This window comes from Salicola sp. AFF1 (assembly GCF_056783195.1).
Genome location: NZ_JBXAYL010000041.1, coordinates 1 through 10,445, shown reverse-complemented (window position 1 = coordinate 10,445; position 10,445 = coordinate 1). Strand labels below are relative to the sequence as shown.

General features: G+C 56.8%; 11 protein-coding genes, 1 tRNA gene and 1 pseudogene. 10 read left to right on the top strand and 3 right to left on the bottom strand.

From position 1 onward, the window contains the following. Positions 1 to 242 precede the first annotated feature (242 nt). The gene (locus AC1RQI_RS15740; protein ID WP_481905566.1) at positions 243 to 647 is read left to right on the top strand and encodes a hypothetical protein; all 405 of its coding nucleotides are present in this window, start codon (positions 243 to 245) and stop codon (positions 645 to 647) included. Between the two features lie 232 nt (positions 648 to 879). Here the strand turns inward: AC1RQI_RS15740 and AC1RQI_RS15735 are convergent, their stop codons facing one another. Next, the gene (locus tag AC1RQI_RS15735; RefSeq protein ID WP_481905565.1) at positions 880 to 1,167 is read right to left on the bottom strand and encodes a hypothetical protein; all 288 of its coding nucleotides are present in this window, start codon (positions 1,165 to 1,167) and stop codon (positions 880 to 882) included. Here AC1RQI_RS15735 and AC1RQI_RS15730 point away from each other — a divergent pair, their 5' ends adjacent. Then, positions 1,168 to 1,473, top strand: a complete 306-nt coding sequence (locus AC1RQI_RS15730; RefSeq protein ID WP_481905564.1) for a hypothetical protein — start codon at positions 1,168 to 1,170, stop codon at positions 1,471 to 1,473. 87 nt (positions 1,474 to 1,560) lie between these two features. Here the strand turns inward: AC1RQI_RS15730 and AC1RQI_RS15725 are convergent. Next, positions 1,561 to 1,637: transfer RNA gene (locus AC1RQI_RS15725), tRNA-Val, on the bottom strand. 101 nt (positions 1,638 to 1,738) lie between these two features. Between AC1RQI_RS15725 and AC1RQI_RS15720 the strand changes: the two genes are divergently transcribed. The 3 genes from AC1RQI_RS15720 (at position 1,739) to AC1RQI_RS15710 (ending at position 5,427) form a co-directional block, all read left to right on the top strand. Beyond that, positions 1,739 to 3,256 carry an SLC13 family permease gene (locus AC1RQI_RS15720; protein ID WP_481905563.1) on the top strand — a complete coding sequence of 506 codons (1,518 nt, stop codon included), beginning with the start codon at positions 1,739 to 1,741 and terminating at the stop codon, positions 3,254 to 3,256. A gap of 147 nt (positions 3,257 to 3,403) precedes the next feature. Continuing rightward, positions 3,404 to 3,871, top strand: coding sequence for a YbhB/YbcL family Raf kinase inhibitor-like protein (locus AC1RQI_RS15715; protein ID WP_481905562.1), 468 nt, complete (start codon positions 3,404 to 3,406; stop codon positions 3,869 to 3,871). Then, positions 3,871 to 5,427, top strand: a complete 1,557-nt coding sequence (locus tag AC1RQI_RS15710) for a BCCT family transporter (RefSeq protein WP_481905561.1) — start codon at positions 3,871 to 3,873, stop codon at positions 5,425 to 5,427. Before AC1RQI_RS15715 ends, AC1RQI_RS15710 begins: the two co-directional genes overlap by 1 nt. A gap of 8 nt (positions 5,428 to 5,435) precedes the next feature. Here AC1RQI_RS15710 and AC1RQI_RS15705 read toward each other — a convergent pair whose 3' ends face one another. Next, the gene (locus tag AC1RQI_RS15705) at positions 5,436 to 6,146 is read right to left on the bottom strand and encodes an HAD family hydrolase (RefSeq protein ID WP_481905560.1); all 711 of its coding nucleotides are present in this window, start codon (positions 6,144 to 6,146) and stop codon (positions 5,436 to 5,438) included. 186 nt (positions 6,147 to 6,332) lie between these two features. Here AC1RQI_RS15705 and AC1RQI_RS15700 point away from each other — a divergent pair, with 186 nt between their 5' ends. The 5 genes and pseudogenes from AC1RQI_RS15700 (at position 6,333) to AC1RQI_RS15680 (ending at position 10,211) form a co-directional block, all read left to right on the top strand. Then, entirely contained in the window at positions 6,333 to 7,196 is an 864-nt protein-coding gene (locus tag AC1RQI_RS15700) for a LysR family transcriptional regulator (RefSeq protein WP_481905559.1), read from the top strand. Positions 7,197 to 7,501: 305 nt separating this feature from the next. After that, positions 7,502 to 7,615, top strand: a pseudogene (locus AC1RQI_RS15695) (YkvA family protein); the annotation flags it as partial. A gap of 89 nt (positions 7,616 to 7,704) precedes the next feature. Continuing rightward, on the top strand, positions 7,705 to 8,412 hold the full coding sequence (locus tag AC1RQI_RS15690) for an SOS response-associated peptidase (protein ID WP_481905558.1): 708 nt from the start codon (positions 7,705 to 7,707) through the stop codon (positions 8,410 to 8,412). A 390-nt stretch (positions 8,413 to 8,802) separates the two neighbouring features. After that, complete coding sequence (locus AC1RQI_RS15685) at positions 8,803 to 9,834, top strand: hypothetical protein (RefSeq protein ID WP_481905557.1); 1,032 nt, start codon at positions 8,803 to 8,805, stop codon at positions 9,832 to 9,834. 14 nt (positions 9,835 to 9,848) lie between these two features. After that, positions 9,849 to 10,211 (top strand): hypothetical protein, encoded by a 363-nt coding sequence (locus AC1RQI_RS15680; protein WP_481905556.1) that lies wholly within the window; start codon positions 9,849 to 9,851, stop codon positions 10,209 to 10,211. The last annotated feature ends 234 nt before the right edge of the window (positions 10,212 to 10,445 follow it).

Below are 10,445 nucleotides of genomic sequence, written 5' to 3'. Positions count from 1 at the left end.
ATCTATTCAGATTTTGCCCGTATTAGCCCAGCTTGCGCTTTGCGGGGTATATTGGCCTGCGAAGTCACTGATTCAGGTATGAGACACCAAAGTCTCAGAAAGAGGCAGCATTTAAGCTTGCAGAAATAGTGGGTGTTCCCCGAAAAGTTGTTCCCAAAAATTCAGATTATAATGAGGTTGCAGCGGCTCTTGCTGGCGTTATTCTGTTTCGTCACGTGGAGAGGCATCAGAAAAGAGAGGTAATGGAAAAAATTCGTCGGTTCAAGGATTCAAACAGACCTTTTTATGGTAAGTTGCAAGGGAAAGTTGCAAATGTCATTGCGAACCCCAGGTGGGAAAGCTGGTCACTAACGACCGAGGAATTAGAGGATATTGTTTCCTTTCACGGAAAAATTTCCTATCTGGATAGCAAGTTCGGTTTAAATCCAGGGGCTATTGGTGTGGGTGCGAGTGCATGGCAGATCATCAAGGGGGTTTCTAAGAGTGGCGCTAAAGGTGTAAGTAGAGGAGGCGTTGCAGGACTCGCACTTAGTATCGTTTTGTTTGGGGCGATGCAAGCTTCTGCTGAAACTCGTCAGAACGCGATGCAAGAAATTAAAAGACGACAAAAAACGGTGTCTATAAACCCTGAATCACCTATGAATTAGGTTTAAGTTTAACGGTTTAATTCAAAACGAAATGCGCTAGATGAAAAACGTTCGACTAAGCAATATTTTATGGCTTGCAATATTATACGTGGTTCTATTTAACTTGCTATCAGCAGTCGCTATAACTTTTGATATATGGTTGGGTATCAAGGATCAGCTTGGAGGAAATGCAGCAGTAACAGTAATAAGCTGCATTATAGTGGCAAAGTTCTCACAGGGGGGGGTGAGCTTTTCAAGCAAAAGGAACATCTCTCTGTTTACGGCTGTAGCGGGTCTGTCCGCTGTCGTTTTTCTGGTATTCTTGCGCATTGCGTCCCAAATAATGGATGGGTATGAGGTTTCTGCGATCACTCTTGGTGAGGCAGTCGCTGTCTTTGCTTTCAATGGGGGGCTTTTTATCGGGACGGCGTTTTTTATGGAGCGCGGATCCAATAAAAAAACCGATTATCACTAACCAGCGGCGATCTTTTGCTAAGGGGGAAAGCGGTCCAATCATGATCGTGTCCGGGCGCTTGACCATGTGGCTACGCCGAATCCGGACTGGCGTGGCGCGGATCCGGATTCGGGCACCAGTAACGCGCCGTACCGGCTCTACAACATCGGTAGTAATAACCCGGTTGAACTGGGCCGGCTCATCGAAGTGCTGGAAGAATGCCTGGGGCGCAAGGCCGAGAAAAACTACCTGCCCATGCAACCCGGCGACGTACCCGCCACCTGTGCTGATGTTCAGGACCTGATCGAGGATGTGGGGTACCGGCCGGAAACCCCGGTTGAGACCGGTATACGCAATTTCGTGGATTGGTACCGGGATTTCTATCAGGTCTGATCGATGGCGGCGCCAAAAATCCTTTAGGCACCTTCAAAGGAACACGAAAGCGTTTAAGAGACGGGATAACAATCGGGGAAAATCAAATGGTAGGACCGGGCGGATTCGAACCGCCGACCTCTGCCATGTCAAGGCAGCGCTCTAACCAACTGAGCTACGGTCCTGCTGTGCGGCAGGTGCGTAATATAGCGATCCGCCCCGGGTCGGTCAACCATACCACGGCTTTCTATGGCTTCTGATTGTCTTATGGGTTTCAATACCACCCATGAAACGCTGGTTCTCTCATTCGTCTGTGTCCCTCACCTCCGCCGAACCCACGCTTTTGGCCAAGCTCAGCCACTGGCGGGTCCAGCTGGGGTTCACCCTGGGGCCCCTGGTATTTGCCGCACTGCTGGTTGCCGGTCCGCCTGAGACCATGACGCCAGACAGCTGGCGCATACTGGCGCTGACCCTGCTAATGGCAATCTGGTGGGTTACCGAGGCGTTGCCCATTGCGGTTACGGCATTGCTGCCGGTCGCATTGATCCCGCTGATGAACGTGGCCCCGATTGATGAAGTCGCCGCCCCTTACGCCAACCCTTTGGTCTTTTTGTTCCTTGGCGGCTTTCTGTTGGCCGAGGGCATCCAGCGCTGGAACCTGCACCGGCGTCTGGCTTTGCTGGTGCTTGGCTTTTCCGGAACCCGCCCGGACCGGGTGGTGGGTGGTTTCATGGCTGCTACGGCCCTGCTCAGCATGTGGGTCAGCAATACCGCCACGGCGGCGTTGATGCTGCCGATTGGGCTTTCCGTGCTCTCTCTGGTGGAGGAGAGTGACCGCGACCACAATCACCAGAACCTGAACGTGGCGCTGCTGCTTGGTATTGCCATGGGCGCCAACATTGGCGGTATGGCAACACTGATTGGCACGCCGCCGAATGCGTTGCTCGCTGGCTACCTCCGGGACAGCCAGGGGATCGAGATTACCTTTCTCTCCTGGATGGCAGTGGCGCTACCGCTGGCACTCGTGCTCCTGGGAATGGCCTGGTGGCTGCTGACCCGCCGGCTCTATGATCCCGGCCATACACCGATTGAAGGGCTTGAAACCCTGCTTGGACGCGAACGCGCCGATCTCGGCCCATTGAGTGTGCCACAGGTCATGGTGGGCCTGGTCTTTCTGCTGGTTGCGGTGGCCTGGCTTACACGACCATTGATTGAGGGGGTGTTCCAGTCGCTGCAGCTTACGGATGCCGGCATCGCCATCACCGGCGCCCTGCTGCTGTTTGTCATTCCCTCGGACTGGCGCCGTCCCAGTTTTCTCCTGAGCTGGGAGCAGGCCCGCAACTTGCCCTGGGGCGTCCTGATCCTGGTGGGTGGCGGTCTTGCTCTGGGATCTGCTATTGAGTCCAGCGGTCTGGCCGCTGCGGCGGCGGAACTGCTTTCGGGGATGGCAGACTGGCCCCTTCTGTTACTGATGCTGGCCGTGGCCGCACTGATCATGACGCTGAGCCATGTCACCAGCAATACCGCCACAGCGGCCACCATGCTGCCCCTAACGGCATCCTTTGCCCTGGCTCAGGACCTGTCGCTGATTCACCTGACGGTACCGGTGGCCATGGCCGCTTCCTGTGCCTTCATGCTGCCCGTGGCCACACCACCGAACGCCATCATCTTCAGCAGCGAACGCATCAGCGTCGGGCAGATGGCCTACGTGGGCGCCTGGCTGAGTGGCATCACTCTGCTGCTGATCGCGCTCTGGGTGTGGCTGGTGGCCGCACCGGTTCTGGGCTGGGCCACCGGCGCCTGAATCCGGATCCGCACCACTCCAGTCCGGATAATGTGGTTACATGGTTGAGCGTCCGCAGTACCTTGAGGCTTCACCAGTAGTGTAGAGTGAGATCAGCAATGGCCAGCATTCGCGCTTGAGGCAAGATTCCAGAACGGAGCAGGAAATATGCGTTTGTCCAGCCCAGCATTCTCCGACGGTGATCCTATTCCGTGGCGATACACGGCGCCCAAGGCAAACGAGCTCCCGCCGCTCCATATCCAGGATGTTCCAGAGCAGGCCTGCAGCCTGGTGCTGATCATCGAGGATGCGGACTCTCCGCTGGGTACGCTGACGCACTGGCTGGCCTGGAACATCCCGCCCGATACCCGGTCCCTGGACGCGGTCAACCTGCCGGCGGGATGCAGTATCGGCAGGGACAGCTTCGGAAAGGTCGGTTACCTGGGCCCCATTCCCCCCGAAGGGCGCCACCACTACCGTTTTTGGGTGCTGGCGCTGGACACCACGCTCGCGCTGGAAGCTGGTGCCACCCGTCCTGCGCTTGACCGGGTCATGAAAGGCCATGTTCTCGACCAATCCACGCTCAGCGGCATTGTTGATGCCAATCCCTCGAGCAGAAACGGTGGAACGGACTGATGGCACGCGATCTTCGGCCGGCTAAACCAGAGCGCTTCTTTTCCACAGTCAACCCGACCGTTTTTGTCGCCTCCGCGGTCGTTATCCTGGGGTTCGTCCTGTTTGGTGTGATCGCTCCCGCTACGGCGGGCCGGGTTTTCGATAGTATTCAAGGGGTCATCACCGAGTATCTGGGGTGGGTGTATCTGCTGGCCGTCACGGGCTTCCTGGTGTTCCTGGTCTGGTTGCTGTTCAGCCGCTATGGGAGCATAAGGCTGGGTGAGCCAGATGACCGCCCCCACTTCGGCAAAGCGGCCTGGTTCAGTATGCTGTTCAGCACCGGCATGGGGATCGGGCTGGTTTTCTGGAGCATTGCCGAGCCCATTCTGCATTTTCAGAATCCGCCGACGGGCGAGGGCGGAACGCCCGAGGCGGCACGCCAGGCCATGATCTACACCTTTTTCCATTGGGGCCTGCATGCCTGGGCAGTGTATGTCGTGCTGGGTCTGTCAGTCGCCTATTTCAGCTACCGCCATCATCTGCCACTGACCATTCGCTCCATTTTCTACCCTCTGCTCGGTGACCGGATCTACGGCCCCATCGGTCACCTCATCGACATCCTGGCCGTCTTCGGAACCCTGTTCGGCCTTGCCACATCGCTTGGTTTCGGTGCCATGCAGCTCAACACCGGGCTCAATGTGCTGGTTGAGCTGCCCGTCTCCAAGTGGTCCCAGGTGGGAATCATCGGGTTCATTACCGGGGTTGCGGTTCTGTCGGTGATTTCCGGCCTGGACCGAGGCCTCAAATGGCTGAGCGTGTTCAACCTTGGGCTTGCGCTCCTCATGCTGGTGTTCGTGCTGGTGCTGGGTCCCACGCTTTTCATCATCCGCTTCCTGCTCGACGCGACCGGCGGTTATCTGACGCAGCTCATCGAACTCAGCCTTTCCACCGATCCCATGGGCGGGTCCGAATGGCAGAAGAGCTGGACGATCTTCTATTGGGGGTGGTGGATTGCCTGGTCCCCCTTCGTAGGCATCTTTATTGCCAGGATCTCCCATGGTCGGACCATCCGTGAGTTCATCGTGGGGGTGCTTATGATGCCAACCGCGTTCGTTCTGGTATGGATGACCACTTTCGGTGGTACGGCCCTTGAGATGGCATTAGGGCAGGGCGGCGGAGGCATTGCGGAAGCTGTTGCTGAGGATACGACCGTGGCACTGTACGTGACCCTTGAGCAGCTTCCCCTGGCCGGCATTACCTCGGCGCTCGCGACACTGCTCATTGCAACCTATTTCGTTACGTCTTCTGACTCTGGTACCCACGTGGTGGATGCGCTGATCTCCCGGGGCAGCAAACGTTCCCCACGACGTCAGCGCGTGATCTGGGGGATTACCGAGGGCCTTGTCGCCAGCACCCTGCTGCTGGTGGGCGGCGCGGGTGCGCTCGACAGCCTGCAGACGGCTTCCATTGCGGCCGGCCTGCCGGTGTCGGTGATCCTGGTGTTCGCCTGTATCAACCTGCACCGGGCACTGAAACGCGAATACCGTGTTGAAGGTGTTGAGCCACCCTGGGGATGAGCCCAGCATTACAGAGCCGGGTTGTCGTCCAAAACGCCAAGGAGTCCCGCCAGTGAGGTCAGGTGTAAGTCAGCAGGCACAATCTCCGGTATTGGTGGTGTGGCTCCGGAGCCTTGCTTTGCGTGGCGCCGCTCGATCCATACGGTAGCCATCCCTAGTTGCTGGGCCGAGGCGATATCGTGATATTGGCTCTGGGCGACGTGCACAACCTCTTCCGGCCGGACACCCAGCTTTTCGATCCCGTAGCGGAAGAACCGCAAGCTTGGCTTGTTGATACCCACTTCATCGCAGGTCACGGCTGTGTCAAAAGGATCCTCCAGGGTACGACTCATGGCCGTGCAGGCCCAGGCATCGGCATTGGTGAAAGCCGCCAATTGAAAGCGTTCTCCCAACTGCTTCAGCGCCTTCGCGGAATCGTTGAAGGCCGGCCAGTCAGCGATGGATTCAGGAAAAGCGCTGGCCTCCGATTCGGTGCCCGTAAACGCCAGCTGGCGTGAAACCGACCAGTACATGGACGAGAGCATGCTGGTGTAAGGGAGTTCAGGGTGGCAACGTTGGAGCTCGGCTTCCGCCTCCCCTAAACGGCGGAGAAGCTCGTCGTCAGAGACTGCTACCCCGTGGCGTTGCAGGATGGGCCGCCACCAATTGAGTATGCCTGTCTCAAAATCAATCAGGGTGCCCACAACGTCAAACGTGAGCGTTGTCGCTTGTTCAAACATAGATGATTACTTCCCGATCGTTATAGCGATATTTCCCACGAAGTCTTTTTGCGCAAATCGTTCCTTAGCTTCCGCGAGCGTTGCTGCCTCCTGTTGCGCCGTTGCTGAGAGCCTCTAGGTTAGGCACGCTGAATCGATCAGAAAATCTAAAATGATTGAATAAAAGCCTAAGCGCAGCTTATCAATATGCTTGAAATCACTCTTCTTCGAAGCTTCGTCGCCTTTGCGGACGCCGGTACCCTGGCCGGGGCGGCCAACCTTGTCCATCGGACACCGGCAGCCCTCTCCATGCAGATGAAGCGTCTTGAAGAACAGGCGGGGCAACAACTGCTTGAGCCGAGGGGGCGTCAACTGGTGCTCACGGACGCCGGCATGGATCTGCTGCCGATGGCACGGGAACTATTGCGCAGCCAAAACGAGATTGAGCGCCACCTGCGGGGCGGTACCGAGCAGATCACGGTGCGGTTAGGCATTTCAGCGGATTACGTCCATGGCTTCCTGCCCAGGATCAATCAGGTCTTCAGGTCGATATCACCAGAGTCGGAACTGCGTCTGGTGACCGGGGGAGGGAGAGTGCTCAGAGACAAGCTGGAAGAGGGCAGTCTTGATGCGATTCTGGTATCCGGAGAAGAGCGGCCCGGCGAGGGCGTCTTCATAGCGGCTGAGACCATTGTTTGGGTGGGCGCGCATCAAGGTTCCGCTTGCCACCTTGATCCCTTACCTGTTGGCTTACCGGCCCACGATTGCGTGTATCGCCGGTGGGCACTGGAGTCGCTGCACCGCAGTGGCGTGGATTACCGCATCATTACCACCGCTGAGGACAGCAGTGCCCTTGCAACCCTTGCGGGCGAGGATCAGCTGGTGACCGTGCTCGGCCAGGCACTTCTTGGCCAACATCAGGGTACCCTAGCGCCAATCGACGGGATGCCGGGCCTGCCTGAGGGCGAGATCCGGATGCTTACCAGGCAGGCCGGCCCCACCATGGATCGCCCTTTGAGGCTGGCGCTCAGGCTGATGGACGAGTTGTCCAAGGAGGCACCCGGGCAATAAACTCCATGCGCATAACCAGCTGCGTCTGCAAGTTAAGCCCAACGGTTTGGTAAGGTATCCTGAAGATCCAGCCCCGGAACCGGAAGGTGAACATGTCAGACCGCAGGATTTCAGAGGACAAGGCACGGGCAGAGGTTGAGAAGCGATCCCGGACAGTCGGCTCGGACGATGTTGAAAAGGTCCTCGCCAAGAAGGAAGAGCTCGAAAGCAAGTCCCGGCAAGGGCCGCTGAGCCGGTTCCTGGACGAGATCAAGCTGATGGTTGCCATGATTCAGGATTACTGGAGCGGTGTTTACCGGGAAGTGCCCTGGATGACGATCGCGGCGGTGGTTGCCGCCCTCATCTACGTCATCACGCCCATTGACCTGATCCCGGACTTCATCCCCGGCATTGGCCTTGTTGATGACGCGGCGGTGGTGGCTGCCTGTCTTAACCTGATCCAGTCGGACTTTGAGGCCTACAAGCGCTGGAAAAGCGGCAACTGAGCGATACGTTTTGAGGAGCCAGCATGTGCGGCCGCTTTGATCGCCACACGCCCATACCCTGGGTGGCCGAGGCCTATTTCGGAATCTCTCAACCGGTGGAACCGGGGTCAGCGCGCTACAACATAGCCCCGGGCACCGCGATCAGCACGGTGCGCCAGGGTGATGAAGGCGTTGAGCTCCCCCTGATGCAGTGGGGCTTCCGGCCAAGCTGGGCCGGCGATGACGCGCCCAGGCCAATCAATGCCCGGGCGGAGCGAGTGGCCACGAGCCGCTTCTTCAGCCACGCCTTCCAGCACAAACGCTGTCTCATCCCCGCCGACGGCTGGTTCGAGTGGCTGACCACCGCCCAGGGCAAGCAGCCCTACTACATCACAGATCCTTCCCAGGGGGAGCAGGACGTCCTGTTCTTTGCCGGGATCTACTCAGGTAACGCCGAGGCAGGCTTTTCAGTAGCCATCCTCACTGAACCCGCTGCGCCCAAGCTGCGCCCTATCCACGATCGCCAGCCGGTGGTCCTGGATCCTGAGTCCTTGTACGACTGGCTCGACCCAGACATTGTGGAGCGGACAGAGATCAAGCGGGTGACCCGGCGCCTGGACCCCGAACGGCTCGACAGCTGGCCCGTAACCCCGCGGATGAACCGGCCGGATTATGAGGATTCAGCGATCATTGAGCCGGTAGATGGAGTGCGCTCCGGGATGCGGCCCATTCCAGGGCGCTTGGGCAAGTGACGCTGATAGCGCCTGTGGCTCAGATGGTGACAGTAAACCTGAATTCAGGAGCATTGAGTGCCAGTCGCAGGATGGAAACTTGCGCAAGGTGAAGCTCATTCTATACACTGAGACAAAAGGATTTAATATTTTCAAGGAGTAGAAAGCATGGGCCTCCCCTCGTTTTGACCTCTCCCCGGCAGCCAAAAAGGCTCAGCGCCGTTCTCATGGCTTTGCTGACGCTATCTTCAGGAATCCGGAATGGAGCGCGCGTCTTTGTTTATCGATTTGGTTGGCGGAGAATAGAGCGAGAAGTACTAAACAGAAACGTTATCTTGCTTGACGCTTGATGGCGCACTTTGTTTGGCCGAAAAGGACGTTTTCGATACAGAGAGTAATGGAGCTACTGAAATGAATGCTGAATCTATTCCCGACGAGGCGCTGTTCCACATCTCCGAGGAAGATATGAGCCTCGAAGAAAAAGCGTTTCAGCTCTACGAGTCGCCCTCCAAAAAGACCATCGAACACTTCAAATGGGTCAATCGGCACTTGGGCAATGACCAGGTGAAAAAAGGAGAAATGGTGATCCTCACCCCGGAGGGTTCATCGGCGTGCCAAGCTTGGGAAGGTAACCTGGCTGAGAAGGCCGCGGCCTACAACGAGATGGTGGCGGCAATGAGAGAGTCAGAACGGCGAGTCGCGGCTCGTTATTACGCTGTTCTCGCCGATACCATGGCTGTAGGAAATGTTGGAACCGGTTGGCTGAACAATCATTTCGCAACGAGAAAGAAGCAGGTGCAAGAGCTTCTGAAACAACTGGAAAAGCTGCACCGCTCGACTTATGCGAAATACGGCGACCTAAAGGGCAGTGCCTTTTACCAGAAGCGTGCCGAGATTTTCTCCAAACTGGACAGTACTCTTGGCAATGGGCTTTTCCGCCGCCAACTGTTCCGTCAAGGCGCTGACCGTTCCAGAATCAAAAACCAACTGGGTTTGAGTACGAAGTCCGTCACTCACCAGTTCAAAGTACACGGCGTGAACGCCGAATTACCGCAATTCAAGACCAACCAAAAAAATCTGCTTCGTACCGCCAAAACCTTCAAGGGGATGGGTTACCTCTCAATTGGGCTCGACGTAGCGGCAAGCGGTGCAAAGATTGCGGAGGTTTGCACTAAGAATCCCAACACCCCCCAATGTACCCAGACCAAATACGCTCAAACCGGGCGGGCTGCGGGAAGTGTTGCTGGGGGAGTCTATGCCGGCGCTCTAGCTTCTTATGGGGGATGTGTTCTGGTTCTTGGCTTGACGACCGGTCCTGGCGCTTTGGCCTGCGGGATTGTTGTTGGTGGCGCTGGTGCGTATGGAGGCAGCCGGTTAGGTGGAGCAAGTGGTAAAGGTATCGGAAATAGTGTCTATGAAACCACTATAAAACCTAAGCACTGATGGGGAGTGAGTCAATGGATGAGATTTGGACAAGTGGCGTCATTGTCTCTGCAGTTTCCTTTTTGTTGGGCATTTCGGGACTCATCAACATGGTGTATGTTCATTATCGCTATCAAAAGGCCATCGATAAACGGTTGTGTGAGAAGAATGGCCATGAATATATTGACCATGGTCTTCTCATAAGTGCCATGTGGCTTGGGGGTTACGGTGCGTATTGTCTGTTTCCAAGGCTGGCCCGGAGGGATGGACACGAGGAGTTGTTTGCGAGTCTCCCCCGTAACCAGCGTTACCATTTAATCTTTATTTTCTTAACCACTTCAACCGGCTCCATCTTGCTGGTTGCTGGCTACGTCATGACGGAATACTTGGGGTTGTGACCCTGAATCCAGAGTTAAAGGCTGAGGGGGACTGACGGCGACAATGGTGCTCGCCGCAAGGTCAAGCAGGGTTGGTTGTGGTAGATTGGATGCCCCTTGCTGGCAACGAAACGATCCGGTCTTATGCCCGAAACCCAAGCCGCGAACACCCACCAACGAGTTATTGTCAAATCTGGTGTATGACCATCAGGCGGCGCTCCTGTCAGATTGATCCTCCACCCGTTCTCCATCCTG

Coding starts and splice junctions, on each gene's coding strand:
- AC1RQI_RS15740 (WP_481905566.1), top strand. CDS start 243: ATGGAAAAAATTCGTCGGTTCAAGGATTCAAACAGACCTTTTTATGGT.
- AC1RQI_RS15735 (WP_481905565.1), bottom strand. CDS start 1,167: ATGGTCAAGCGCCCGGACACGATCATGATTGGACCGCTTTCCCCCTTA.
- AC1RQI_RS15720 (WP_481905563.1), top strand. CDS start 1,739: ATGAAACGCTGGTTCTCTCATTCGTCTGTGTCCCTCACCTCCGCCGAA.
- AC1RQI_RS15715 (WP_481905562.1), top strand. CDS start 3,404: ATGCGTTTGTCCAGCCCAGCATTCTCCGACGGTGATCCTATTCCGTGG.
- AC1RQI_RS15710 (WP_481905561.1), top strand. CDS start 3,871: ATGGCACGCGATCTTCGGCCGGCTAAACCAGAGCGCTTCTTTTCCACA.
- AC1RQI_RS15705 (WP_481905560.1), bottom strand. CDS start 6,146: ATGTTTGAACAAGCGACAACGCTCACGTTTGACGTTGTGGGCACCCTG.
- AC1RQI_RS15700 (WP_481905559.1), top strand. CDS start 6,333: ATGCTTGAAATCACTCTTCTTCGAAGCTTCGTCGCCTTTGCGGACGCC.
- AC1RQI_RS15690 (WP_481905558.1), top strand. CDS start 7,705: ATGTGCGGCCGCTTTGATCGCCACACGCCCATACCCTGGGTGGCCGAG.
- AC1RQI_RS15685 (WP_481905557.1), top strand. CDS start 8,803: ATGAATGCTGAATCTATTCCCGACGAGGCGCTGTTCCACATCTCCGAG.
- AC1RQI_RS15680 (WP_481905556.1), top strand. CDS start 9,849: ATGGATGAGATTTGGACAAGTGGCGTCATTGTCTCTGCAGTTTCCTTT.